Source organism: Mesorhizobium koreense (genome assembly GCF_031656215.1).
Taxonomy (GTDB): Bacteria; Pseudomonadota; Alphaproteobacteria; order Rhizobiales; family Rhizobiaceae; genus Mesorhizobium_L; species Mesorhizobium_L koreense.
The window spans coordinates 92,233-115,555 of sequence record NZ_CP134228.1 but is presented as its reverse complement, the minus strand read 5'-3'; the positions used below and the strand labels follow the sequence as shown (position 1 = coordinate 115,555).

Annotated in this window: 22 protein-coding genes and 1 pseudogene; 17 read left to right on the top strand and 6 right to left on the bottom strand. The window is 63.8% G+C overall.

What is annotated here, in order from left to right; translation table 11 throughout:
* Positions 1 to 41: 41 nt before the first annotated feature.
* Positions 42 to 1,031, top strand: coding sequence for a Gfo/Idh/MocA family protein (locus RBH77_RS00545; RefSeq protein WP_311030177.1), 990 nt, complete (start codon positions 42 to 44; stop codon positions 1,029 to 1,031).
* A gap of 107 nt (positions 1,032 to 1,138) precedes the next feature.
* Entirely contained in the window at positions 1,139 to 2,053 is a 915-nt protein-coding gene (locus tag RBH77_RS00540) for a lysylphosphatidylglycerol synthase domain-containing protein (protein ID WP_371832903.1), read from the top strand.
* Between the two features lie 3 nt (positions 2,054 to 2,056).
* Here RBH77_RS00540 and RBH77_RS00535 read toward each other — a convergent pair whose 3' ends face one another.
* A complete protein-coding gene (locus RBH77_RS00535; protein WP_311030175.1) occupies positions 2,057 to 2,410 on the bottom strand; it encodes a DUF423 domain-containing protein in 354 nt (117 codons plus the stop codon).
* 260 nt (positions 2,411 to 2,670) lie between these two features.
* Between RBH77_RS00535 and dnaK the strand changes: the two genes are divergently transcribed.
* The 8 genes from dnaK (at position 2,671) to RBH77_RS00495 (ending at position 10,675) form a co-directional block, all read left to right on the top strand.
* The gene (dnaK, locus tag RBH77_RS00530; RefSeq protein ID WP_311030174.1) at positions 2,671 to 4,587 is read left to right on the top strand and encodes a molecular chaperone DnaK; all 1,917 of its coding nucleotides are present in this window, start codon (positions 2,671 to 2,673) and stop codon (positions 4,585 to 4,587) included.
* 268 nt (positions 4,588 to 4,855) lie between these two features.
* Complete coding sequence (gene dnaJ / locus RBH77_RS00525) at positions 4,856 to 5,986, top strand: molecular chaperone DnaJ (RefSeq protein WP_311030173.1); 1,131 nt, start codon at positions 4,856 to 4,858, stop codon at positions 5,984 to 5,986.
* Between the two features lie 82 nt (positions 5,987 to 6,068).
* Positions 6,069 to 6,728, top strand: coding sequence for a phospholipid N-methyltransferase PmtA (gene pmtA, locus RBH77_RS00520; protein WP_311030172.1), 660 nt, complete (start codon positions 6,069 to 6,071; stop codon positions 6,726 to 6,728).
* Positions 6,729 to 6,782: 54 nt separating this feature from the next.
* Positions 6,783 to 7,373 (top strand): NADPH-dependent FMN reductase, encoded by a 591-nt coding sequence (locus RBH77_RS00515; protein ID WP_311030171.1) that lies wholly within the window; start codon positions 6,783 to 6,785, stop codon positions 7,371 to 7,373.
* Positions 7,370 to 8,074, top strand: a complete 705-nt coding sequence (gene pyrF / locus RBH77_RS00510) for an orotidine-5'-phosphate decarboxylase (RefSeq protein ID WP_311030170.1) — start codon at positions 7,370 to 7,372, stop codon at positions 8,072 to 8,074. The genes RBH77_RS00515 and pyrF overlap by 4 nt, the downstream gene beginning before the upstream one ends.
* 10 nt (positions 8,075 to 8,084) lie before the next feature.
* Positions 8,085 to 8,372 (top strand): DUF1330 domain-containing protein, encoded by a 288-nt coding sequence (locus RBH77_RS00505; protein ID WP_311030169.1) that lies wholly within the window; start codon positions 8,085 to 8,087, stop codon positions 8,370 to 8,372.
* A 218-nt stretch (positions 8,373 to 8,590) separates the two neighbouring features.
* Entirely contained in the window at positions 8,591 to 9,865 is a 1,275-nt protein-coding gene (locus tag RBH77_RS00500) for a polyhydroxyalkanoate depolymerase (protein ID WP_311030168.1), read from the top strand.
* Between the two features lie 186 nt (positions 9,866 to 10,051).
* A complete protein-coding gene (locus tag RBH77_RS00495; RefSeq protein ID WP_311030167.1) occupies positions 10,052 to 10,675 on the top strand; it encodes a transglutaminase-like cysteine peptidase in 624 nt (207 codons plus the stop codon).
* Positions 10,676 to 10,778: 103 nt separating this feature from the next.
* Here RBH77_RS00495 and RBH77_RS00490 read toward each other — a convergent pair whose 3' ends face one another.
* The 3 genes from RBH77_RS00490 to gshB all read right to left on the bottom strand — a co-directional run bounded on the left by RBH77_RS00490 (position 10,779) and on the right by gshB (position 14,022).
* Complete coding sequence (locus RBH77_RS00490; protein ID WP_311030166.1) at positions 10,779 to 11,237, bottom strand: DMT family transporter; 459 nt, start codon at positions 11,235 to 11,237, stop codon at positions 10,779 to 10,781.
* 161 nt (positions 11,238 to 11,398) lie between these two features.
* Positions 11,399 to 12,931 carry a YifB family Mg chelatase-like AAA ATPase gene (locus tag RBH77_RS00485; protein ID WP_311030165.1) on the bottom strand — a complete coding sequence of 511 codons (1,533 nt, stop codon included), beginning with the start codon at positions 12,929 to 12,931 and terminating at the stop codon, positions 11,399 to 11,401.
* Between the two features lie 143 nt (positions 12,932 to 13,074).
* A complete protein-coding gene (gshB, locus tag RBH77_RS00480; protein WP_311030164.1) occupies positions 13,075 to 14,022 on the bottom strand; it encodes a glutathione synthase in 948 nt (315 codons plus the stop codon).
* 206 nt (positions 14,023 to 14,228) lie between these two features.
* Here gshB and RBH77_RS00475 point away from each other — a divergent pair, with 206 nt between their 5' ends.
* The 7 genes from RBH77_RS00475 (at position 14,229) to RBH77_RS00445 (ending at position 21,807) form a co-directional block, all read left to right on the top strand.
* Positions 14,229 to 15,473, top strand: a complete 1,245-nt coding sequence (locus RBH77_RS00475) for a glycosyltransferase family 2 protein (RefSeq protein WP_311030163.1) — start codon at positions 14,229 to 14,231, stop codon at positions 15,471 to 15,473.
* Positions 15,470 to 15,877, top strand: coding sequence for a GtrA family protein (locus RBH77_RS00470; protein ID WP_311030162.1), 408 nt, complete (start codon positions 15,470 to 15,472; stop codon positions 15,875 to 15,877). Before RBH77_RS00475 ends, RBH77_RS00470 begins: the two co-directional genes overlap by 4 nt.
* An 87-nt stretch (positions 15,878 to 15,964) precedes the next feature.
* Positions 15,965 to 17,779, top strand: coding sequence for a GtrA family protein (locus RBH77_RS00465; protein WP_311030161.1), 1,815 nt, complete (start codon positions 15,965 to 15,967; stop codon positions 17,777 to 17,779).
* A 143-nt stretch (positions 17,780 to 17,922) separates the two neighbouring features.
* Positions 17,923 to 19,263 carry a putative bifunctional diguanylate cyclase/phosphodiesterase gene (locus tag RBH77_RS00460; protein WP_311030160.1) on the top strand — a complete coding sequence of 447 codons (1,341 nt, stop codon included), beginning with the start codon at positions 17,923 to 17,925 and terminating at the stop codon, positions 19,261 to 19,263.
* Positions 19,264 to 19,333: 70 nt separating this feature from the next.
* Positions 19,334 to 20,107, top strand: a complete 774-nt coding sequence (locus RBH77_RS00455; protein WP_311030158.1) for an SDR family NAD(P)-dependent oxidoreductase — start codon at positions 19,334 to 19,336, stop codon at positions 20,105 to 20,107.
* On the top strand, positions 20,104 to 20,529 hold the full coding sequence (locus RBH77_RS00450; RefSeq protein WP_311030157.1) for an MBL fold metallo-hydrolase: 426 nt from the start codon (positions 20,104 to 20,106) through the stop codon (positions 20,527 to 20,529). The genes RBH77_RS00455 and RBH77_RS00450 overlap by 4 nt, the downstream gene beginning before the upstream one ends.
* 168 nt (positions 20,530 to 20,697) lie before the next feature.
* Complete coding sequence (locus RBH77_RS00445; protein WP_311030156.1) at positions 20,698 to 21,807, top strand: D-alanine--D-alanine ligase family protein; 1,110 nt, start codon at positions 20,698 to 20,700, stop codon at positions 21,805 to 21,807.
* Here the strand turns inward: RBH77_RS00445 and RBH77_RS00440 are convergent.
* Complete coding sequence (locus RBH77_RS00440; protein ID WP_311030155.1) at positions 21,769 to 22,122, bottom strand: septal ring lytic transglycosylase RlpA family protein; 354 nt, start codon at positions 22,120 to 22,122, stop codon at positions 21,769 to 21,771. The two genes, RBH77_RS00445 and RBH77_RS00440, sit on opposite strands and share 39 nt — an antisense overlap.
* A gap of 220 nt (positions 22,123 to 22,342) precedes the next feature.
* Positions 22,343 to 23,161: pseudogene (locus tag RBH77_RS00435) on the bottom strand (tyrosine-type recombinase/integrase); the annotation flags it as partial.
* Positions 23,162 to 23,323: the final 162 nt, after the last annotated feature.

Here is a 23,323-nt window from a genome sequence, read left to right as displayed (position 1 = left end):
TGTTTTATAGCAGCGCCTTTGGCGCATAAGGAGACGGGATCATGTTTCGTTGGGGTGTTCTTTCGACGGCGAGGATCGGCCGCGACCATGTGATTCCAGCTTTGCAGGACGCGGGGAATGGCGTCGTGACGGCGATCGCCAGCCGCGATCTTGCCAAGGCGCGGGCGCTTGCCCACCGCTTCGGCGCACCGCACGCCTTCGGATCCTATGAGGAGATGCTGGCTTCCGATGTCATTGACGGGGTCTATATCCCGCTGCCGACTTCGGAGCATGTGGAGTGGGCGATAAAGGCCACCGATGCCGGCAAGCACGTGCTGGTAGAGAAGCCGCTGGCGCTGAAGGCGGAGGACATCGCCCCGGTCATTGCCGCGCGCGACCGGAACAGGGTACTCGTCTCAGAGGCCTTGATGGTCACCTACCACCCGCAATGGCTGAAGGTGCGGGAACTGATCGCGGACGGGGCTGTCGGCCGACTGCGCCATGTGCAGGGCGCCTTCTCCTATTACAATGTCGACGCCTCGAACATGCGCAACAAGCCCGAGCTTGGCGGCGGCGGCCTACCCGATATCGGTGTCTATCCGACGGTGGCGACGCGCTTTGCGACCGGCAGGGAACCGGTCAGGCTGCAGGCGACGATCGAGCGCGATCCGAAATTCGGCACCGACATCTATGCGAGCGTCAAGGCCGAGTTCGAAGGTTTCGACCTGACCTTCTATTGCGCGACCCAGATGGCGGCGCGGCAGGTCATGGTCTTCCATGGCGACAAGGGCTTCATCGAGGTGTCCGCGCCCTTCAACGCGGGGCTCTACGATCACCACCGCATCGAACTGCACAACAGGGACCACACGGAGGCGGCTGTCTTCCGCTTTCCCGATACGCGCCAGTACCGGCTGGAGGCAGAGAGCTTCGCCCGCGCCGCGCAAGGTGAGGACGTACCGGTCTTCACGCTGGAGGATTCGGTCAGGAACCAGAAGGTCATCGATGCCATCTACAGCGCTGCCGAGACGGACGGATGGGTTCCTGTCGGGTAGTGCGGCCAATCATCCCGACGACGCCGTAGCGATAATATCGGTTTGCCCAACCCGACCTCTTATGCAAAAGCGATTCTGAACAAGGAAGAGGATCGCTGAGCAGGAAAATCTGGCCGGTGGTCGGGCTCGGCGCGGTGGCGCTGTCGGTCTGGCTGCTTTACCACGAATTGCGCGGGATCTCGTTCGAGGATCTGGGCGACAGCTTCGCAGCAATCAGCGCGCGTAGCTGGGCGCTGGCCTGTGCCGCGACGCTTGGCGCCTACGCGGCGTTGGCCGGCTACGACCGCATCGCGCTGATGCATCTCGGACGCAAGGTCAGCCCGCTCTTCGTAGCCCTGACCTCGTTCACCGCCTATGCGCTGGCGCATAATATTGGTGCCTCGGTCTTTTCGGGCGCGGTCGTCCGCTATCGCGCCTATTCGTCGAGAGGGCTGACGGCGGCCGAGGTCGGCGTCCTCGTCGCGTTCTGCTCTTTCACCTTCGCGCTGGGCACGCTGCTTTTGACCGGGCTCGTGCTCCTCCTCAAGCCGGAGATACTGGAGCGCTTCGTCGACGTGCTTCCTATAGAAGCTTCGGCGACCACTGGTATCGTGCTGCTGGCTTTGGTCGCGCTCTATGTCGTGGGGAGTTGGCTGCATCTGAGGCCGCTCAGGCTCGGCCGCTTCGAACTGCAATATCCGCGCCTGCCGATCGTGGCGCGCCAGTTGCTGATCGGCCCGGTGGAACTCGCCGCCGCGGCGGCCATCGTCTACTTCGCGCTGCCTGCTGAAGGGAACCCCGGCTATCTAGTCGTGCTCGGCATCTTCATGATCTCGTTCTCGATCGCGCTTATCAGCCACGCGCCGGGCGGCCTCGGCGTCTTGGAACTCGCCTTCATCAACGGGCTCACAGACATGAGCGAGGCCGACGTGCTGGCGGCGCTGATCGTCTTTCGCCTGCTTTACCTGATCGTGCCCTTCATCCTGTCGCTGTTCATGATCCTGATCTTCGAGCGGCAGCAATACGGGCGTGGGGATGGTTGAGCGCTAACCTCCCCGGCCTTGGCGCTTCGTGAAAGCCGAAGCTGCGATGACGAGCCAGCCGAGGATCATCATCGTACCGCCGGTGGGCGCGGCCATCGAGAAAAGCCGGTAGCCGGAAAAATCGCGCATCGCCAGATCGCCGCAGAAGACCAGCAGCCCGGCGAGCAGGATCGCGCCGCCCGCCGTCAAGACGCGCCCGCGACCGAAGAAACCGATCGCGAGGAGGGCGGGCGCATGCATGAGGAGGAAAGACGCGGCGATGCCGATGTCGTGCCCGCCCCCATGCGCGGCCGCCGCCGAAAGCGCTACACCGGCCGCACCTGCAAGTCCGCCAGCGAAGATGAAGAACCTGCCCATCGCTGAATCGCCTCGTTTCCGAATCTGCCGCTGTCATATGCGCGCCGGCTGCAAAGGGGAATGTGGCCGTTTGCCGGGCTTCCCGCTGCAATTCATCGGGTGAAGCCGCTTGCACGCTTTTGTGCCGGTTCTTATATACGCCGCGACACCGGCCGCTATGGGTGCATGCCCATGGCGGACGGAATTTCTTGTGAACAGGGGCCGTCATCGGAACGCCTTTAACGGGTCCACCGGCGGCCTGCTTAGCGGAGAGAAATCAAATGGCAAAAGTAATCGGCATCGACCTCGGAACGACCAATTCCTGCGTCGCCGTCATGGACGGCAAGGACGCCAAAGTTATCGAGAACGCGGAGGGCGCGCGCACGACGCCGTCGATCGTCGCGTTCACGGATTCGGACGAACGCCTCGTCGGCCAGCCGGCCAAGCGCCAGGCCGTCACCAACCCCGAGGGCACCGTTTTCGCTGTGAAGCGTTTGATCGGCCGTCGTTTTGACGATCCGGTGACCGACAAGGACAAGAAGCTTGTCCCCTATCATATCGTCAAGGCCGACAATGGCGACGCCTGGGTCGAGGCGTCCGGCAAGAAATATTCCCCCTCGCAGATTTCGGCCTTCATCCTCCAGAAGATGAAGGAGACGGCTGAGAGCTATCTCGGCGAGAAGGTCGAGAAGGCCGTCATCACCGTTCCCGCCTATTTCAACGACGCCCAGCGCCAGGCGACCAAGGATGCCGGCAAGATCGCGGGCCTCGAGGTGTTGCGCATCATCAACGAGCCGACCGCGGCCGCGCTCGCCTATGGCCTCGACAAGAAGAAGGCCGGCACCATCGCCGTCTACGACCTTGGCGGCGGCACCTTCGATATCTCGATCCTCGAGATCGGCGACGGCGTGTTCGAGGTGAAGTCGACCAATGGCGACACCTTCCTCGGCGGCGAGGATTTCGACATGCGTCTGGTCGGCTACCTGGCCGACGAGTTCAAGAAGGAACAGGGCATCGATCTGAAGAACGACAAGCTGGCGCTCCAGCGGCTGAAGGAAGCCGCCGAGAAGGCCAAGATCGAGCTGTCGTCCGCGGCCCAGACCGAAATCAACCTGCCCTTCATCACTGCCGACCAGTCGGGTCCGAAGCACCTGACGATGAAGCTCACCCGCGCCAAGTTCGAGCAGTTGGTGGACGATCTCGTCCAGCGTACGATCGAGCCGTGCAAGGCCGCGCTCAAGGATGCCGGCGTCAAGGCTGGCGAGATCGACGAGGTCGTGCTCGTCGGCGGTCAGACCCGCATGCCGAAGGTCCAGGAAGTGGTGAAGAACTTCTTCGGCAAGGAGCCGCACAAGGGCGTCAATCCGGACGAGGTCGTGGCGCTCGGCGCGGCGATCCAGGCCGGCGTGCTGCAGGGCGACGTCAAGGATGTTCTGCTTCTCGACGTGACGCCGCTGTCGCTCGGCATCGAGACGCTGGGTGGTGTGTTCACGCGCCTCATCGAGCGTAATACGACGATCCCGACCAAGAAGTCGCAGACCTTCTCCACCGCCGAGGATTCGCAGTCGGCCGTGACGATCCGCGTCTTCCAGGGCGAGCGCGAAATGGCGGCCGACAACAAGCTGCTCGGCCAGTTCGATCTGGTCGGCATCCCGCCGGCCCCGCGCGGCGTGCCGCAGATCGAGGTCACTTTCGACATCGACGCCAACGGCATCGTCAACGTCTCGGCCAAGGACAAGGGCACCGGCAAGGAACACCAGATCCGCATCCAGGCATCCGGGGGCCTGAGCGACGTCGACATCGAGAAGATGGTCAAGGACGCCGAGGCCAATGCCGACGCCGACAAGAAGCGGCGCGCGCTGGTCGAGGCCAGGAACCAGGCCGAAGCGCTCGCCCATTCGTCGGAGAAGTCGCTCAAGGATTATGGCGACAAGGTTTCCGCCGATGACCGCAAGGCCATCGAGGACGCCATCGCCGGCCTGAAGTCCGCCGCCGAAGGCGAAGACGTCGACGACATCACGGCCAAGACGCAGACGCTGGCCGAAGTGTCGATGAAACTCGGCCAGGCCATGTACGAAGCCCAGCAGGCCGAAGCGGCGAACGCCGACGCCGAGGCGGATGCCAAGGCTTCCGGCGACGACGTGGTCGACGCCGACTTCGAAGAGATCAACGACGACGAGAACAAGAAGTCGGCCTGATCGCCCGAAGGAACGTAAATCGAGAGCCCGGCCCGCGCCGGGCTCTTTTCACATGGCGGGAGTGCGTAGCCTGATTTCCCATTGTTTCGGCCACAGGATCGTGGACATCATGCGTCGACCAGGGGAAATCCACCGGCAACCACCAAAAATAACTCCGCAAATGTCTGCAATTATGGCATTTCGACTCCCGGCTTACTAAATCGGGGCTAAACGCCGGAGCGAGAACCGAAACAGGCGCCGGCAGCGATGAGGAAGCGGGCAATACCAAATGCAGGCTGACTTTTACGAAACACTCGGCGTTTCCAAAGGATGCGGCGAGAAGGAACTGAAAGCGGCCTTTCGCAAGCTCGCCATGCAGTTCCACCCGGACCGCAATCCGGGCGACGAGGCCTGCGAGCACAAGTTCAAGGAAATCAACCAGGCCTACGAGGTCCTGAAGGACCCGCAGAAGCGCGCCGCATATGACCGTTTCGGCCATGCCGCGTTCGAGAATGGCGGCATGGGTCGCGGCGCGGCGAACGGCTTCGCGGCAGGCGGCTTTGCCGATATCTTCGAGGACATCTTCGGCGAGATGATGGGCGGGCGCCAGCGCCGCTCCTCGGGCGGCCGCGAGCGCGGCGCCGATTTGCGCTACAATATGGAGATATCGCTGGAGGAAGCCTATTCCGGCAAGACTGCGCAGATTCGTGTGCCGACCTCGGTGCAATGTTCCGAATGTTCGGGTTCGGGCGCCAAGCCCGGCACGCAGCCTTCTACCTGTCCGCTCTGTTCGGGCTCGGGCCGCGTCCGCGCCGCCCAGGGCTTCTTCTCGATCGAACGCACCTGCCCGCAATGCCAGGGGCGCGGCCAGACGATCAAGGACCCCTGCCCGAAATGCGCCGGCAACGGCCGCGTGACGGAGGAGCGTTCGCTTTCGGTCAACATTCCGGCCGGCATCGAGGACGGCACGCGTATCCGGCTTGCCGGCGAAGGCGAAGCGGGCGTGCGGGGCGGTCCCTCCGGCGATCTCTACATCTTCCTGTCGGTCAAGCCGCACGAATTCTTCCAGCGTGACGGCGCGGACCTTTATTGCCGTGTCCCCATCTCGATGACGACGGCGGCGCTCGGCGGTTCCTTCGAGGTCGCCACGCTCGATGGCACGCAGACGCGGGTCAAGGTTCCCGAGGGCACGGAGCATGACCGCCAGTTCCGCCTGAAGGGCAAGGGCATGCCGGTGCTGCGCCAGTCGCAGATGGGCGATCTCTATATCCAGGTCGCGGTCGAGACGCCGCAGAACCTGAGCCGGCGCCAGCGCGAGCTGCTCGAGGAGTTCGAACAGCTCTCCTCCAAGGAGAACAGCCCCCAGTCCAGCGGTTTCTTCAGCCGCATGAAGGATTTTTTCGAATCTTTCAGTGAATAGAAAAAACGGGGCATCGTCCTGATTTCGACATATATTATATGGATTGCGGCGCGGGGCTGTTGAGTCGCGAAGGGATGCGCATATGACGGTGGGAAGCGGCCTGCGGCAGATCGCCGGCAAGTTCGATGATGAGTTGCGGTTCTTCAAGGGGTGGCTCGACAAGCCGAAGGCGGTCGGCGCCATCATGCCGACCAGTTCGATCACCGCGCGCCGTATGGCCTCTGTGATCGACCCGTCTTCCGGCCTTCCCGTCCTCGAACTCGGCCCTGGTACGGGCGTCATCACCCGCGCGATCCTCGAACGCGGCATTCCCCCGGAAAACCTCTATACGGTCGAATATTCCGAGGATTTCGTCGATTTCCTCAAGATGGAGTTCCCCGATGTGAACGTTATCCAGGGGGATGCCTTCGATCTCGACAAGACGCTGGGCGCCTTCCGCGACCTGAAGTTCGATGCCGTGGTTTCCGGTGTACCGCTTCTGAATTTCCCGGTGGCCCGGCGCATTGCCTATATCGAGGGCATTCTGGACCGGCTTCCGGAGGGCCGGCCGATCGTGCAGCTTACCTACGGGCCGCTGTCGCCGGTGCCGCCGGGACGCGGAAACTACGTTGTTTCGCATCTGGATTTCGTCCTCCGTAATGTCCCGCCGACCCAGCTTTGGGTCTATCGGCGCGGCGTGGCTCCGGCGCGGCACAGGAAGTTTCCCGGCTTTCCCCATCGTCGCGTGAAGGCGAGGAATTGATTCGCTGAGCGTATTGCTTATACCGGCCGCGTTGACGTTCGCGGACGGATAGCGATGGTTCCCAAGATACTGGTCTTCGCCGGCTCGATCCGCACCGGCGCCTTTTCCGTCCGGACGGCCGACGCGGCAATGAAGGAACTGGCGCTTCAGGGCGCCGACATCACCCGTATTTCGCTCGCGGACTATCCTCTGCCGATCATGGATCAGGATCTGGAGCGCGAGAAAGGCGTCCCGGAAAGCGCCATGCGGCTCGGCCGCATGATCGCCGCGCATGACGGCGTGCTGATCGCCAGCCCCGAATATAATTCCTCGATCCCGCCGCTTCTCAAGAACAGCCTCGATTGGGTGAGCCGCATTCGCCGCGACAACGGGCGCGCTTTCGCGCCGCTTTCCGGCAAGGCCTTCGGCCTCTGCTCCTCTTCCGACGGCGGCTTCGGCGGCGCCCGCGGCCTCTACCATCTGCGCTCGGTGCTGATGGCCTGCCGCGCCGAGATCGTCACGCCGCAATGCTCGGTCCCGCGCGCCAGCGAGGCCTTCGACGAGGAGGGCGGCTTCCGCGACGAGCGCCTCCGCCAATCCATGGAAACCGTGTGCCGGACGCTGATCGAGCGCGCGCTGATGCTGTCAACGAGGGTGGAACCATGAACGCTGCCGTGCCTGTCATGAAGGAAAAGCTGATCGTGGGGCTCGACGTATCGACCGTCGCCGAGGCGGAGGAAATCGTGCGCGAACTGGATGGAGCGGCCGGCTTCTACAAGATCGGCTACCAGCTTGCCTTCGCCGGTGGGCTCGACTTCGCCCGCGAACTGGCGAGCGGCGGCACGAAGGTCTTCCTCGACATGAAACTGCTCGACATCGACAACACGGTCGCCAAAGGGGTGGAGTCGATCGCGAGCATGGGTATGTCGATGCTGACCGTGCACGCCTATCCGCGCGTCATGCGCGCCGCGGCGGAGGCAGCGAAAGGCTCGGGCCTGACGATCCTCGCCGTTAGCGTGCTGACCTCCATGGACGCGCGCGACATGGAAGAGGCCGGCTATCGCGACGATCCGGCCGCGCTGGTGGTGCGCCGCGCCGGGCAGGCGCGCGAGGCGGGCGTAGGCGGCATCGTCTGCTCGGCGGCGGAGGTTAAAGCCGTGCGCGGCATCGTCGGCGCCGACATGGCGGTGGTGACGCCGGGCATCCGCCCGGCCGGCGCCGCCCATGGCGACCAGAAGCGCGTCACGACACCGGCCGACGCCATCCGCGCCGGCGCAAGCCACCTTGTCGTCGCCCGCCCGATCCTCGGCGCGGTTGACAGGAGAAAGGCCGCGCTTTCTATTCTCGCCGAGATGCAGAACGCCTGAAGGAGTGAAGATGGCCAAGGGATATTGGATCGCGCGCGTCGATGTCCGCGACCCGGAGCGCTACAAGGATTATGTTGCGACCGCGAAACCCGCTTTCGAGAAATACGGCGCTAATTTCCTCGTGCGCGGCGGGGCGCATGAGGCGATGGAAGGCAAGGCGCGTGCGCGCAACGTCGTGATCGAGTTCCCCACCATCCAGGCGGCGAGGGATTGCTACAACTCGCCCGAGTATCAGGCAGCCAAGGCGATCCGCGTTACCGTTGCCGATGCCGAGATGGTTCTGGTCGAAGGCGCCTGATTCGCCGCGGCGCATGAAAAAACAGCGCCGGACGACCGAAAACCGGCGCTGACGCAGCGGAATAAGGTTCCGTTAACCATAATTCATCCACATATTCGCCAAAAGTCACGGTGCGTCACGTATTGCGCTGCAGCGAAACGCTGCTAGTTTTGTATGCACAGCAACATTAGCCCGGACCGGCATGGCTCTTTCAGGCCGGCCTCGGAGACGGGACTTTAATGTTTTATCAGCTCTATGAAATGAATCACGCGGCCCTGCAGCCGTTTCGTGTATACGCCGACGCCGTCCGCTTCTTCTATTCCAATCCGCTGAACCCGCTGTCGAAGACAATGTGGGGCCGTTCGGTAGCCGCCACTGCCGAGCTTTTCGAGCGCACGACGCGCCGTTACGGCAAGCCGGAATTCGGCATCGCCTCGACGGAAATCGACGGCAAGGAGGTTCCCGTCGTCGAAAAGACCGTCTGGTCGCGGCCCTTCTGCAACCTTATGCATTTCGAGAAGCACGGCGCCCGCCGTCCGGCCGAGCCGAAGCTTCTGATGGTCGCGCCTATTTCCGGCCATTACGCGACGCTCCTGCGCGGCACGGTCGAGGCCATGATGCCTCATGCCGATGTCTACATCACCGACTGGGCCGACGCGCGCATGGTGCCGCTTGCCAAGGGGCATTTCGACCTCGACGATTATATCGAATACGTCATCGAGATGCTGCATGCGCTGGGCGAGGGCACGCATGTGATGGCGGTCTGCCAGCCTTCCGTGCCGGTCTTCGCGGCGTCGGCGCTGATGGAGGCGCGCGGCGACCGTTTCGCTCCGGCCTCCATGGTTCTGATGGGTGGGCCGATCGACACGCGCTCCAACCCGACTGCGGTCAACCAGCTTGCCGAGGCCCACGGCATCGAATGGTTCCGCGACAATGTAGTCATGCAGGTGCCGTGGCCGCATCCGGGCTTCATGCGCGAGGTCTATCCGGGCTTCCTCCAGCTTTCCGGCTTCATGAGCATGAATCTTGACCGGCACATCATCGCCCACAAGGACTTCTTCATGCATCTGGTGAAGGACGACGGCGATTCGGCCGAGAAGCACCGCGAGTTCTACGACGAATATCTGGCGGTGATGGATCTGACGGCTGAATTCTACCTGCAGACGGTCGAGACCGTCTTCATCGAGCACCATTTGCCGCTCGGTAAGATGATGCACCGGGCCGAACCGGTTGATCCGGCGGCGATCCGCAACGTTGCGCTCCTGACCGTCGAGGGCGAGAACGACGACATCTCCGGCCTCGGGCAGACCAAGGCCGCGCATCGGCTGGCGCCCAATATTCCCGACAGCATGCGCGAGCACTACATGCAGAAGAAGGTCGGCCACTACGGCGTCTTCAACGGCTCCCGCTTCCGGGCCGAGATCGTGCCGCGCATCGTCGATTTCATAAATGCCAATAGCGGTCGCAAGCGTGCGGCTTCCGGACCGAGGCTGGTGAGTTCCTCCTCGCGTTGAGGTGCCTGGCCAACGCATGTCTCCAAAAAACCCGGCGCCGGGCCGTAGCGTCCTGGCGCCATGCTTGCATTTTTACCACGCCCGCTAACCAATAATCGAGCTAGCCTAAAAGCTTGATTGACTCCGGCCAGCCCGCGCACTTAACGTTTCATTAAGAAATAAAAAGTGGCGGCGGGAATGGTTCCGATGAAAACCGGGAAGGTCGGAGGAAGTGCGGTGCTGCGCAGCGCCGTTCTGGTCGGCATCCTCGCGATGGGCTGGGGCGCGAACGACGCGGTGGCCAGCGCCTATATGGCGACGGGCGGGCTGACCTCACAGCCTATCGGCCATTACGAATTCTGCAAGGTCAATCCCGGCGAATGCAACATCCACCCACGCGATTTGCGGCCGGCTCACCTGACCAAGGCCGCCTGGAACGCGATCGTCGACGTCAACGATCACGTCAACAGCGCCGTGAAGCCGATGAGCGACCTCGATGTCTATGGCAAGGACGAGGTCTGGGCCTATCCCGACAGGGGCGTCGGCGATTGCGAGGACTATGTCCTGGAAAAGCGCCGCGACCTTGCCCGCGTCGGCTTTTCGCTGGCCGATCTGCTCATCACCGTCGTGCGCAAGCCGGATGGCGAGGGGCATGCCGTACTGACCGTGCGCACCGACAAGGGCGATTTCATCCTGGACAATCTGAGCCAGGAGGTGAAGCTGTGGACGCGCACGCCCTACCGCTACCTGAAGCGCCAGGCCGAGGACAACACCGGCCATTGGGTAAGCATCCGCTCCGGCGACAGCATGCTGGTCAGCGCGGTGAAGTAGCCGGCGTCGGTGTTTCCGCGATCGTCCTCTGTCGCGTTAAGCTCCGTGGCGCCACTCCGGTGAATTTGGGTGGCGACGGAAATCGGCCCGTTATCGGCCGACGCTATGATCCCAGCCAGCTTTGCGCCTGGGTCATCGCCGCGCCCGCGACGACCAGCAGTATTCCCACCGCCCTGGTCCAACTGATCGGCTGCGCGTCTAGGCCGAATGCGCCGAACTGATCGAGGATCGCCGAGCCGACGACCTGCCCCAGTACGATGCAGGTGAAGAAGGCGGCCACGCCCAGCTTCGGCGCAGCCATGATGCCTCCGAGGACAAAGAGCGCCCCGGCCGCCCCGCCGATAAGAACCCACCACGGCAGCGAGGCAAGCTTTGACCAGCTTATGGGCACGCGGCCGAACGCCGTCCAAGCGACGACGATCATCGCAAGGCTGATGACGATCGAGCAGGTGGCGGCCGCCAGCGGACTTCCCAGCCTGACCGCCATCTGGGCATTGATGGCCGGTTGCATGGAAATGATCGCGCCGAGGCCGAGCGCGGTGAGAAGATAAAGGACGGTCATGCGCAAAATCTTTCGTGATTGCCGGTTGCCGCGCCCTTGATACGACAAGGCGGCGGCATGGCGCATCCCGTTTCCTGCCCGAACCGCCTGTCTCGTACCGGGTCGGTCGAAATCCGGTTCCGCCGAGCCACGAAAACCCGGCGCGGTCGACGCTTCAAAGCCTATGCCGCTTGCGCCAGCCTCTCGCCCGGTACGCGGTACGAGATCGCCTCCGCCAGATGGATGCGTCCGACCTTCGCCTCGCCGTCGAGATCGGCGAGTGTGCGCGCGACACGTAGCACGCGGTGATAGGCGCGCGCGGAGAAGCCGAGTTTTTCACTCGCATCATAGAGCAGCGCTGCGCCCGCCGCGTCCGGCGCCGCGATCTCCTCGATCAGCTTCGTCGCGCAATGCGCGTTGGTCATGGCGCCGGCCGGACCGAGCGCGGCGAAACGCTCCGTCTGAATGGTGCGCGCTCGTGCGACACGTTCCGCAACCGCGCTCGACGGCTCCGACTTCGCTGGCCGGATGAGGTCGCTCGCGGAGATAGCGGGCACGTCGACCCTGAGGTCGATGCGGTCGAGCAGTGGACCTGAGATGCGCGCCTGATAGTCGCTCTGGCAGCGCGGTCCGCGCGCGCAGCGATAGCCGGGCTCTCCCGCCATCCCGCATCGGCACGGATTCATTGCGGCAATAAGCTGGATGCGCGCCGGATAGGTGACACGGTGGTTGGCCCGGGCGATGACGCATTCGCCCGATTCAAGCGGCTGGCGCAGCGAATCGAGCACCTGGGGCGTGAATTCCGGCAGTTCGTCGAGGAACAGCACGCCGTTATGCGCCAGCGAGACCTCGCCCGGCCGCACCCTCAAGCCTCCGCCAACCATTGCCGCCATGGAGGCGGAATGATGCGGCGAGCGGAACGGCCGCCGGTCGGAAAGCTGGCCGCCGGCCAGTTCGCCCGCCATCGACGCGATCATGGAGATTTCGAGCAGCTCGCGCGCTGAGAGCGGCGGCAGGATCGACGGCAGGCGCTGGGCCAGCATCGATTTGCCGGCGCCGGGCGGCCCGACCATCAGCAAATTGTGCCCGCCGGCTGCCGCCACCTCCAGGGCTCGCTTGGCGCTCTCTTGCCCCTTGATGTCGGCCAGATCGGGTAACGCCCCTGCCGCGGGCCGGATGCGCGCCTCCGGCCGCTTCAGCACCTGCGTGCCGCGGAAATGGTTGGCGATGGCGATCAGGCTGCGTGGCGCCAGAATGTCGATCTCCTCGCCCGCCCAGGCCGCTTCCGATCCCGAACCGTGCGGACAGATCAGTCCCTTGCCGTCGGCGTTGGCGCCCATCGCGGCTGGCAGGGCGCCGGCCACCGGCGTGATCGTCCCGTCCAGAGAAAGCTCGCCCAGCACGACATATTCCGCCAGCGCGTCGCCCGGCACGGCGCCGAGCGCCGCCATCAGGCCGAGCGCGATCGGAAGGTCGTAATGACTGCCTTCCTTGGGCAGATCGGCCGGCGCCAGGTTGACCGTTACCTTCTTCGCCGGCATCGACAGGCCGGACGCATGCAGCGCCGCCTGTACCCGCTCGCGGCTTTCCGCCACCGCCTTGTCCGGCAGGCCGACGATCTGCATTCCCACCTTGCCGGGCGCGACCATCACCTGCACGTCGACGGGGACGGCCTCAATGCCCTGGAAGGCGACCGTGCGCACCCGCGAAACCATGTTGCCCCTCCGTGTCCCTTTCACGGGGCAGACAAGCACGGATCGCGATCAGGTGCAAGAACAATCAGGGAACAAATAATCGTAAAAGCTGTAATCCGGTTGTTGCCGGTTGTGGAAAAGAACAAAGGCGGTCGCGACCGCCGTCAGCGCGTGCCGCGTTTCTCCTCCACCGCGTTCCAGAACAGAGCGGCTATATCCGCCCCGCCGAAGCGCTTCACCTCGCGGATGCCGGTCGGCGAGGTGACGTTGATCTCCGTCAGGTAGTCGCCGATCACATCGATGCCGACGAGAAGAAAGCCGCGTTCCTTCAGCGCCGGGCCGATCCGCGCGCAGATTTCGCGCTCGCGCTCCGTCATCCCGATCGGCTCGGCGCGCCCGCCGACATGCATGTTGGAGCGCGAATCGTGCTCCGCCGGGATGCGGTTGATGGCGCCGACCGGCTCGCCGTCGACGAGGATGATGCGCTTGTCGCCGGCGCGCACCTCCTTCAGGTAGCGCTGCACGATATAGGCCTCGCGGAACATCTGGCCGAACATTTCGAGCAGGGAGGCGAGGTTGCGGTCGGCTTCGAGCAGATGGAACACGCCGGCGCCGCCATTGCCGTAGAGCGGCTTGATGATGATGTCGCCATGCTCGCGGCGGAAGGCCGCCACCTCGAGCGGGTCCTTGGTGATCAGCGTCTCCGGCATCAGGTCGGGGAATTCGGTGACGAATATCTTCTCCGGGCTGTTTCTCACCCAGGCCGGATCGTTGACCACCAGCGTCGCCGGATGGATGCGCTCCAGGATATGCGTCGTGGTGATGTAGTTCATGTCGAAGGGCGGGTCCTGCCTGAGCAGTACCACGTCCATCTCCGAGAGGTCCGTCCGAACAGGCTCGCCGAGCTCGTAGTGCTTCTCCGCCCTGTCCACGACGGTAAGCGCCTCCACCCGCGCAAAGACCTTGCCGCCCAGCATGGAAAGGCGATCCGGCGTGTAGTGGAAGAGCCGGTGGCCGCGGCGCTCAGCTTCCAGCGCCAGCGCGAAGGTCGTATCGCCGACGATGTGGATGGTGGACACGTGGTCCATCTGGATTGCGACGCTGAGTGGCATGATCGGGCTTTCCTCAATTTGTCAGGCCGAATGCTCTACATAATTTCGAGACTGTCTGCCAATCGTCGCTTTGTGCGGGATGCATCCAAGGTCGGATTCGTTACCGTTCTCCCGATCGGATCATCAGAATCTTAAGCCTTTTCGGTCAAATTCGTCGCCGGTGCGGGCGGGACCGGCACCGCTGTGGAGCGTGGACCGGAACTGAGATGAACGCCGTCTTCCCCTTGCGCGAAAGCCTGCAGGACGAAATCGAGCTGACAATCCTGATGCCCTGCCTCAACGAGGCGGAGACGATCGCGGTTTGCGTGACCAAGGCGCTTGCCTTTCTGGCCGGATACGGGATTTCGGGTGAAGTGCTCATCGCCGACAATGGCAGCACGGACGGTTCGCAGAAGATTGCCGCCGATCTCGGCGCCCGCGTCATCGCGGTGTCGGACAAGGGCTATGGTGCTGCGCTGCGCGGCGGGATCGCCAGGGCGAGAGGCCGCTACATCATCATGGGCGACGCCGACGACAGCTACGATTTCTCCGCGCTGGAAGCTTTCGTCGACCGGTTGCGCGCCGGCGCCGACCTTGTCATGGGCAACCGCTTCAAGGGCGGGATCGAACGCGATGCCATGCCGGCTCTGCATCGTTATCTTGGAAACCCGGTGCTGAGTTGGCTCGGGCGGCTCCTGTTCAGGATCGACGCAGGCGATTTCCATTGTGGTTTGCGCGGGTTCAACGCCGTGTCCATCCGCTCGCTCGATCTGCACACGACAGGCATGGAATTCGCCAGCGAGATGGTTGTCCGTAGCGCGCTTCAGGGCCTGCGCATCGAGGAGGTGCCGACAACGCTCAAGCCGGATGGGCGCAGCCGCCCGCCGCACCTGCGGACATGGAGGGATGGCTGGCGGCATCTCAAATTCCTGCTGATGCACAATCCGAAATGGCTGTTCTTCATTCCGGGCATGGCGCTGTTCGGCGTCGGCTTCGTGCTCGCGTCCTTGCTTCTGTTCGGGCCGTTGGACATCGTCGATAATCTCTCGCTCGACCTCAATACCTTCATGGCGGCCTGTTTCATGATGGTTTCGGGCGTGCAACTCGTGACGGTCGGCCTGCTCTCCCGATATTATGCGCATATCACCGGCTTCCTGCCGGCAACCAGCCGGTCGGACTGGCTGATCCGCAATATCAGTACGGACCGTCTGGCGCTCGGCGCCGGGATCATCTTCGGCGGCGGCGGGCTTTTCTTCGGCTACGCCCTGGCGCGTTGGGCGCAACTCGGCTTCGGGCCGCTGAACGAACCGGAGATTCCCCGTATCGTGATACTCGGCCTCAGCCTGATCGTCATTGGCCTCCAGCTCTTCTTTTCGGCGTTCCTGCTCGGCGTGCTCGAGATCCCGGTTTCCAGCCGCCGGATCGGAGCGGCGCCGGGCAGGACAAGCCTTCAGCCGGCAAAGGTCGAATGAAACAGCGTCGGGGGCTTTTCGGAGGCCTGACGGCGCTGCGTTTCCTGGTCGTGGGGGTGAGCGCGGCCGGCCTGCTCTTTTTCCTGTCCTGGCTTTTTGTCTCCAGCGGAATGCCGCCCTTTGCCGGGAGCGCGCTCGCATATGCGATCGCATTTGTCGCCGCTTATTCGGCGCAGCGAAACTGGACCTTTGGCGGTGGTCATGATCATGGCCATGCGTTGCCCCGCTATTTCGTGCTCCAGGCAGGTTGCGCGCTTGCTTCGGGTCTGATTGCCCATATCGCGGTGGCCGGCTTCCACGCCTCACCTTTCGTCATGTCGGCGTTGACGGTCCTTGGCGCCAGCGCCGTAAGCTATGCAGGATCCATCCTGTGGGTCTTCCCCGAGACCGGCCGCGCCCGTTGAACGAAGCTCCTCCGGGCGTGGCTTTACCGTTTGTTGAAAAGGCGCCGCTAAGCTCGGCCGGCCGGGTGAGCGATGGGGCAGGACCACATGTCTGATTGGCATATTGCGGCTGCGTTGCGCAGGCGCGGCTGGGCTGATTGGCAGCAGGACATCGGCCTGTCGCTGCTTGTCGCCGCCGCGGTCGTCCTCGTGCATGCCGTGCAGGGCTTTCCCCGCATTTTCGGCCCGAATGCCGACAATGACAGCCTGATGCGTATGGTCGAGGTCCTCGACTTCCTGTCGGGGCAGGGCTGGTATGATCTCCATCAATATCGCATGGGGCCGGAAGGCGGCTTCCTTATGCACTGGTCGCGCTTCGTCGACGCGCCGATCGCCGCGCTTCTTTTGCTGGCAAAGGCCGTCACCGGCAGCATGGAACGTGCCGAGACAATCGTCGAGATCGTCTATCCCGCTCTGTTGATGACGGTGGCGCTGTTTCTTCTCCTGCGCCTGGTACGACGCCTCGGAAATGCCGAGGCCATGCTTCCGGCGGTCGTCATCGGCGCACTGGCGCTCTATAACCTGCCGCTGTTCCAGGGCGCTTCGCTTGACCATCACAACGTCCAGCTTATCCTCGTCCTCGCGGCAATCCTTTTCCTGATGTCCGGTGGCGGACGCCGGCTGGCTGGTTTCGGCGCCGGCGTGGCGGCGGCGCTGTCGCTGGTGGTCGGAATGGAGACGGCGCCTTATGTGGCGCTCGCGGGTGTGGTCGCGGCAATCGCCTTTCTCTTTCAAGGCGATGCGGAGCAATCGCCGGCTGCCGGCTTTGGCGCCGGCTTCGCCATCGTTTCGCTTCTGTCTTTCCTGGCCACCGTTCCCGTATCGCTTTGGGGCGCGCCTCGCTGCGACGCCTTCACGTTGCCGCAGATGTCGATTGCCGCGCTTGCGGGCGGTGGCCTGTTCGCGGCCGCTTCCGTTCCAGCCTGCCGCGCAAGCTTCGGAGGCAGGTTCTTGTCGTTGTCGATCCTGGCGGCGGCGGTAGCGGCGCTCGTCTTTTTCGCCTTCCCTGAATGCATCGCCGCGCCCTATGCCGGTCTCGACCCGAAGCTCAAGGCTTATTGGCTCGACGCGGTCGCGGAAGCCCAATCCATCCGGCAGGTGCTCGTGGCCCAACCGGCAATGGCTGCGGCCTATTACTGCACGCCTCTTCTCGCCGCATTCGTTCTCGGATTACGGCTTTGCAAGAGTGGGCTGGGCCGGGAAGAACTGGTCTTCGGAGCCTTTCTCATCATGGCGATCCTTGTCAGTTTCTGGCAGGTCCGGGGCGTGTTCTTTTCGATACCGCTTTCCGTCGTGCCGTTGGCTGCCTGGGTGGGCGACTGGCGGGCACGCATCGGCGATCGTCCGGCCAAAGGCGATGCGGTAAGGCTTTTGGCGGTGTGGCTGGTGTCCTTCAACGTTGTCTGGAGTACGGCCGCTCAATCCGCCGCACATCTGTTCGCTCCCGACAAGGCGCCCGACCGTGGTTCGTCGAAAGCGTCATGCGTCTCGCGGAGTGACTACGCCGCGCTCTCCGCGCTGCCGCACGCGACGGTGCTCGCCGTCTCCAATCTCGGCGCTCAGATCCTGCGCTATACGCCACAGCGCGTGCTGGCAGGTCCTTACCACCGCAATGTCGAAGGCGATCTGGCAACGCTGAATGCCTTTACCGGAACGGACGCCGAAGCCCGTGACATCGTGCGCCGCTACGGCGTCACCGTGGTGGCAAGCTGTCCCGGCAACGACGAAACCGAGAGCCTGGCGAAGCGGGCGCCCGATGGCCTGGTGGCTCGCCTGGCGAAAGGGGAGGTCCCGGCCTGGCTGGTCCCGCTTCCTTCCACCGCGGATCAGCCGCTGAAGCTCTTCCATGTCGTCCAGCGGTGATGCCGCGCAAATCCGAGGCCGATCCCATCCGTGACCGTCGATTGCACATGTGTGCAAGATAGCGCGAAGGAGAGAGACTTTGCACACTTTTCCTAAACGCTTTGCTGTCAGGGTCCGCGCCGGGATGAACGGGCGGGAATGAAATGCGGACTGCGATCGGAAACGGATACGACCGGCGAGAGACGGACCTCGCCTTCACCGATCCGCTGACTGGCCTCGGCAACGAGCGGCGCTTTTTCGGCAAGATCGAGAGGCTGATCGGCGACCGCGCCGATGATCCGGCGCCCTTCGCCATCGGCATCATCGATCTCGACGGCTTCAAGCCGATCAACGACCTGTTCGGCCGCGGCGCAGGCGACGAGATCCTGCTGCAGGTGGCCATGCGGCTGCGCGCAGCGATGGACCAGCACTCGACGGTTGCCCGCGTCGGGCCGGACGAATTCGCCTTTCTCTATCCGATGGTGTTCAGCGAGGACGCTGTCGAGGAAAAAGCGCGCATGCTGATCGAAGTGCTCTCCGCGCCCTACGATCTCGGCGAGCGTACCGCGCGCCTTTCGGCGTCGGTCGGCTGCTCGCTGTTCTATTCGGGCGAGGAGACGACGGAGCTTCTGGTCGACAAGGCCGAGACCGCGCTCTACCACGCCAAGCAGTCGGGGCGGGGGCGTGTCGTCGTCTATACCCACGAGATGGAAGAGGCGGCAAAGCGCGTCACCCGCATCGAGCAGGCGCTCAGGCGCGCTGTTTCCCATGGCGAGGTCGAGCCCTATTTCCAGCCGATTGTCGATATCAGGACACGCAAGACGATCGGCTTCGAGGCGCTGGCGCGCTGGACCGACCGCGATCTGGGCTTCGTCCCACCGGGCGTCTTCATCCCCATCGCCGAGGAGCGCGGCATCATCGGGCCGCTTTCCCAGCTCGTGCTGCGCAAGGCGACGGAGGCTGCGCGCAAATGGCCGTCCGACCTCTTCCTGTCCTTCAACCTCTCGCCTTCCCAACTCGTCGACCAGAATACCGGCTTGCATATCCTCGCCATTCTCGATCGTATGGGCTTCGATCCGCGCCGTCTCGAGATCGAGATCACCGAGACCGGCCTGATGACCGATCCCGCTTCCGCCGAGAAAATCGTCAAGGATCTGAAATCGGTCGGCATTCGCGTCTCGCTCGATGATTTCGGCACCGGCCAGTCCAGTCTCGGACGGCTGCGCGAGTTCAATTTCGACAAGCTCAAGATCGATCGGAGCTTCGTCTCCTCCGTCCTCGACGACAAGCCTTCCGAGCACATCATCCGCGCCATCCTTGCCATGTGCGAGGGGCTCGGCATGGAGGTGGTCGCCGAGGGGATCGAGGAGGAGGGGCAGGCGGAACGCCTCATGCAGTTCGGCTGCGGCGGCGGCCAGGGCTATCTCTTCGGCAAGCCGGCGAATGCAGGCTCCACCCTTGACTATCTGCGGGCCGCCGGCGACCTTCCGCTAGTTCCGGCCTGAGCGTTTCTCCCGTCCCGTCAGGGTGTCTGCGACCGGATCGGATCAGGATACCGAAAAGGCCGATGCCGGAATGACCGCTCCCACCACCGCGCGTTTCCCCGATCTCGAAGGCGCTTCGGTACTGATCACCGGCGGCGGTTCGGGTATCGGCGCCGCGCTGACCGAAGGCTTTGTGCGGCAGGGTGCGAACGTCGCCTTCATCGACATCGCCGAGAAGCCGAGCGAGGCATTGTGCGCGCGGCTGGAACGTGATGCCGGCCGGCGCCCGCTTTTCATCCACGCCGATTTGAGCGACATCGAGGCGCTGCGCATGGCCGTGGACGAGGCCGCCTCCGCCCATGGCCCTGTAACGGTTCTCGTCAACAACGCCGCGCTCGACGACCGTCACGAGATCGCGGAGGTCACCGCGGAATTCTGGGACCACAATCAGGCGATCAATCTGAGGCCGCATTTCTTTACCGTGCAGGCCGTCGCCGAAGGCATGAAGAAGGTCGGTCGCGGCGCGATCGTCAATTTCACCTCCACGTCCTTCATGATCAACCATGGCGGCATGCCCTCCTACACCGCCGCCAAGGCCGGCGTGATCGGACTTACCAAGGGCCTTGCGGGCGCGCTTGGGCCGCATGGCATCCGCGTCAACGCGGTGGCGCCGGGCTGGGTCATCACCGAGCGCCAGAAAGCGCTATGGGTGACGCCCGAGACGCTAAAGGGTCATATAGATCGGCAATGCCTGAAGGAGGCGATGCAGCCGCACGACATGGTCGGCCCCTGCCTCTTCCTCGCCTCAGACGCCGCCGCCATGCTGACGGCGCAGACCATCATCGTCGACGGCGGCGTGATGTGACGCACTCGCAGGCTGTCTCATGGCGGTCGCTTGAATGCGGTGTCAGGGGTCTCGTCGTCGAACAGGTCGTGCCCTGCGTGAAGCGGCTTTCCGAGGTGGCGCTGCTGCCCGGCGAACGGAGTTATTTCTACCTTCTGGAGGATACTGACCGCGACTGCCTGATCGACGGCGGCTGGGGGTTCTGCTCTTCGCTCGATGGCCTGCGCACCGATCCGGAGAAACCGCTGGTGGCGATCGCCACGCACAGCCATTTCGATCATATCGGCATGCTTCATCTTGCCGGCGAGCGCTATGGCCATCCGGCCGAGGCGGCAATTTTTATGCGGCCGGATCCGGCAGCCACGCAGGCCCTGCCCTATCTGTCGGGACGACCGGTCCTGCGCGGCGGCCGGCCTGCTGTTTCCGGCGGATACGATCCATGACGGCCATATCCATGACGACATTCCGGGCGCCGACCGCGAAGCCCTGTTTCTGTCGCACCGGCGTCTTGGCCAGGTCGATTTCCAACTAGCTTTGCCCGGCCATGGTGCAATTCTCTCTCGTTCGGCGTTCCTCGATCGGATCGACCGACACCGACGAGAGAGTTCCCGATGACGCCGAAGACAATTGGCCGGCCCACGCTGATCCTCGTTCATGAGAGCGAGGCCGCGTGTCGTCGAAGGCTTGCGGCCGCAGGCTTCGTCGAGCCGTGCATTTCGGAAATCACCTCCTATCTGGCGCAATCGACGGACATGGAGCCGGAGTTCGGAATGCTTGAGCGAGCCTGCGCGGAGCGTGGCGTCGCCTTCCGGCCTATCGCGCTCGACGACGCTCCGGCCTCGTTTCAGGATTGCGATCCGGCGACGACGCTCGTGTGGACGCTGACCGACGGCATCGCCTATTTCCGGGGCGGCGCGGCCCCGGCGCTTGCCCGCCTTTACGGCTTGCCGACCATTGGGGCGGACGATTCCGTCTCCGCGCTCTGCCAGGACAAGTTTCGTGCCGGAAGCGTGATGCGGGCGCTCGGGCTGCCGGCGCCGGCGGCCGGGCTTGCACGCGGCGGCGAGTGGATCGTTCCTCCGCCCGCTTCGGCCAGCGGCTATTTCGTCAAGCCGAACCGACTCGGCGCCAAGATCGGCATCTGGGAGGATTCCCGCTGCGCCTCGCCCGCAGGGGCGCTGGAACTCTCCCGCCGCATCCACGCCCATTACCGGGACGACGCGATCGTGCAGCCTTATGTCGACGGCCGCAACGTCCGTGCAAGCTTCCTCTCCGTGGAACCGCGAGCCGGCATGGAACGGCTTGGGATCTGCTTCGTCGATTCCGGCTCGGACTTCCAGACCATGGCCGACAGCATGGCGCTTTATGGCGAGACCGGAACCAGGGCGAGGGAAGAGGGAAGCCGTTCCGAACCTCGGCTGCATGCCGTCTGCGGCGTACAGCCTCGCGCCGACCGCGCCATACGTGACATCGCCGCGCGGCTCATCGGCGGTCTCGGTCTTGCGGACGTATTCTCCATGGACCTGCGCGTCGAGGCGGACGATATCGTCCACCTCATCGAATTCGAAGTATGCCCCGGCCTGCCCTGCTTCGACTTCCGCGCCTATTGCCTCGAGAACTGGGGACTGGAACTCGCCGAAGCAATGGCCGCGACGGCGGCCAACCGGCTCATCCGCGATCCGTCACTCAGCGCTGGCGAAGCACACCGAAGTATGCCCTGAATGGACGAAGCCGAGCTTGCGGGCGGCGGCCCTTGAGAGGTCGAGGACGCGTCCTCGCACGAATGGACCGCGGTCGTTGATCCTGACCATGACGACCTTGCCATTGCGGCGGTTGGTTACGCGCACCCTTGTGCCGAAGGGCAGCGTGCGGTGGGCGGCGGTCATGGCGGCCGGGTTCATACGTTCCCCCGACGCCGTGCGGCTGTGAAGCGCATACCAAGAGGCGCGGCCGCATTGCGCGGCGGCGGGGACGGTCGCGGCGCCCGAAGCGATCCCGATCGCGACGGCGGCCGCGAGAGCCGATGCAGATTTCATTCCTTGCTTGCGCCCTGTTTTCGTATGCCAAGCCGCCTAAGGGCGAAATGGGGCGGCAAATGTGACGATCACGCGTCGGTTCCAGGGCAGGGGAACACGCTTTGAATCGGTAGATTACATTTGTGAGGGCACCAAGGCGCCGGCTCCAATCTGGCAGCATTAGCAGGTCTTCGGGCAAGCCCGAGGATGATGGGAGCGTATTGCCGCCGGTCGCTGCGGGTTATCGCTGTTCCAGCACGGAAACGCAGACGTCGAGGTCGTGGGTCGCGAGATGTGCGTAGCGCATCGTCATCTGCAGGGTTTGATGCCCCAGCCACATCTGCACGCGCCTTATATCTATGCCGCCGCGAACCAGGCGCGAGGCACAAGTGTGGCGAAGGCAGTGGGGAACGACCTGGCTCTCCGCGCCGAGGCCGGCCTGTGCCCTGGCGTCATGCCAGGCCTGGCGGAATTTGGCCTGGCTGATCCCCAGGAAGGGACCGCCGGCCCGTCCCATGGCCTGCGAGACCGCCTCGAGGGCCCGGCCCGTCAACGGAACGGATCGGCTCCTTCCCGACTTGGTAAGCCAGAAAGTAACCCTGCCGTCGTGGATATCGCCCCAGCGCAGGCCGATTGCCTCTCCGAGCCTGGCCCCGCTATCGACGAGAAAGACGCAGAGGCGGTAGTAATCCTCCGAGTAGGCACGGATGGCGGAAAAAAGGCGGTCTTCCTCGTCAAATTCAAGGAATCTTATCCGCCCCTGGGTTTCCTTCTGGCGTGTGAATTCGGGCAGGCTGATTACGTCACCCATCTTATGCGCCTTCCGCAGCAGCTTACTCAGTGCGGCCATCTTTCGGTTGATGGTCGCATTGCTGTTGTGGCGCCGGCGCAAGGTCCCGATCAGGCCATCAAGCATCTGCTGATCGAAGGTGTCGAACCGCTTTCCCGCGAAAATCTCGTCGATTTCACCGAGAAAGGATCGCACATTGTCCTTGTGCCTTCCTTTTTCCCAGAGGAGGTCGGAATAGCGGCCTGCCAGTTCGCCAATTGTAAAGACCTCGGCGGATTGAACCGGATCTTCAAGCAGGGCTAATGCTGAATAGCTCATATTTCGGGTGGCCAGTTAGAGCCGCAGACGCCGAATGAACGTACGTCTTTCCCCGTCAAGCCCGATACCGGCCATCCCCCAACCCCTCCCCGACCCCTCGAGAGCCCGAGAAAG

Bases quoted from the DNA above. Each gene is read 5' to 3' on its own strand.
- RBH77_RS00485 (WP_311030165.1), bottom strand. From the start codon at position 12,931: ATGGTTTCGCGGGTGCGCACGGTCGCCTTCCAGGGCATTGAGGCCGTC.
- dnaJ (WP_311030173.1), top strand. From the start codon at position 4,856: ATGCAGGCTGACTTTTACGAAACACTCGGCGTTTCCAAAGGATGCGGC.
- RBH77_RS00475 (WP_311030163.1), top strand. From the start codon at position 14,229: ATGAACGCCGTCTTCCCCTTGCGCGAAAGCCTGCAGGACGAAATCGAG.
- RBH77_RS00505 (WP_311030169.1), top strand. From the start codon at position 8,085: ATGGCCAAGGGATATTGGATCGCGCGCGTCGATGTCCGCGACCCGGAG.
- RBH77_RS00535 (WP_311030175.1), bottom strand. From the start codon at position 2,410: ATGGGCAGGTTCTTCATCTTCGCTGGCGGACTTGCAGGTGCGGCCGGT.
- RBH77_RS00515 (WP_311030171.1), top strand. From the start codon at position 6,783: ATGGTTCCCAAGATACTGGTCTTCGCCGGCTCGATCCGCACCGGCGCC.
- RBH77_RS00495 (WP_311030167.1), top strand. From the start codon at position 10,052: ATGAAAACCGGGAAGGTCGGAGGAAGTGCGGTGCTGCGCAGCGCCGTT.
- RBH77_RS00455 (WP_311030158.1), top strand. From the start codon at position 19,334: ATGACCGCTCCCACCACCGCGCGTTTCCCCGATCTCGAAGGCGCTTCG.
- RBH77_RS00470 (WP_311030162.1), top strand. From the start codon at position 15,470: ATGAAACAGCGTCGGGGGCTTTTCGGAGGCCTGACGGCGCTGCGTTTC.
- RBH77_RS00440 (WP_311030155.1), bottom strand. From the start codon at position 22,122: ATGAAATCTGCATCGGCTCTCGCGGCCGCCGTCGCGATCGGGATCGCT.
- RBH77_RS00465 (WP_311030161.1), top strand. From the start codon at position 15,965: ATGTCTGATTGGCATATTGCGGCTGCGTTGCGCAGGCGCGGCTGGGCT.
- RBH77_RS00445 (WP_311030156.1), top strand. From the start codon at position 20,698: ATGACGCCGAAGACAATTGGCCGGCCCACGCTGATCCTCGTTCATGAG.
- RBH77_RS00500 (WP_311030168.1), top strand. From the start codon at position 8,591: ATGTTTTATCAGCTCTATGAAATGAATCACGCGGCCCTGCAGCCGTTT.
- dnaK (WP_311030174.1), top strand. From the start codon at position 2,671: ATGGCAAAAGTAATCGGCATCGACCTCGGAACGACCAATTCCTGCGTC.
- RBH77_RS00545 (WP_311030177.1), top strand. From the start codon at position 42: ATGTTTCGTTGGGGTGTTCTTTCGACGGCGAGGATCGGCCGCGACCAT.
- RBH77_RS00490 (WP_311030166.1), bottom strand. From the start codon at position 11,237: ATGACCGTCCTTTATCTTCTCACCGCGCTCGGCCTCGGCGCGATCATT.
- pmtA (WP_311030172.1), top strand. From the start codon at position 6,069: ATGACGGTGGGAAGCGGCCTGCGGCAGATCGCCGGCAAGTTCGATGAT.
- RBH77_RS00460 (WP_311030160.1), top strand. From the start codon at position 17,923: ATGCGGACTGCGATCGGAAACGGATACGACCGGCGAGAGACGGACCTC.
- gshB (WP_311030164.1), bottom strand. From the start codon at position 14,022: ATGCCACTCAGCGTCGCAATCCAGATGGACCACGTGTCCACCATCCAC.
- pyrF (WP_311030170.1), top strand. From the start codon at position 7,370: ATGAACGCTGCCGTGCCTGTCATGAAGGAAAAGCTGATCGTGGGGCTC.